Origin of the sequence: Pseudomonas sp. SIMBA_068 (genome assembly GCF_046534705.1) — a bacterium.
Classification (GTDB): domain Bacteria; phylum Pseudomonadota; class Gammaproteobacteria; order Pseudomonadales; family Pseudomonadaceae; genus Aquipseudomonas; species Aquipseudomonas putida.
In genome coordinates this window covers 1-250 of record NZ_JAWRYI010001194.1, presented here as the reverse complement: position 1 = coordinate 250, position 250 = coordinate 1, and the positions used below count along the sequence as shown (strand labels likewise).

1 protein-coding gene is annotated in these 250 nt (G+C 56.0%); it reads left to right on the top strand.

Annotated elements, in window-relative coordinates; translation table 11 throughout:
- Positions 1 to 250 (top strand): dUTP diphosphatase (gene dut / locus SB756_RS33305; protein ID WP_410913663.1); only part of this gene is annotated, 250 nt, incomplete at both ends.

The following is a 250-nucleotide window of genomic DNA, read 5'->3' as shown; positions in this document are numbered from 1 at the left end:
GTCTCGACGACGCCGTAGAACTGGCTCCGGGTGACACTACGCTGGTTCCGACCGGGCTGGCGATTCATATTGCCGATCCTTCACTGGCGGCAATGATGCTGCCGCGCTCCGGATTGGGACATAAGCACGGTATCGTGCTTGGTAACCTGGTAGGATTGATCGATTCTGACTATCAGGGCCAGTTGATGATTTCCGTTTGGAACCGTGGTCAGGACAGCTTCACCATTCAACCTGGCGAACGTATCGCCCA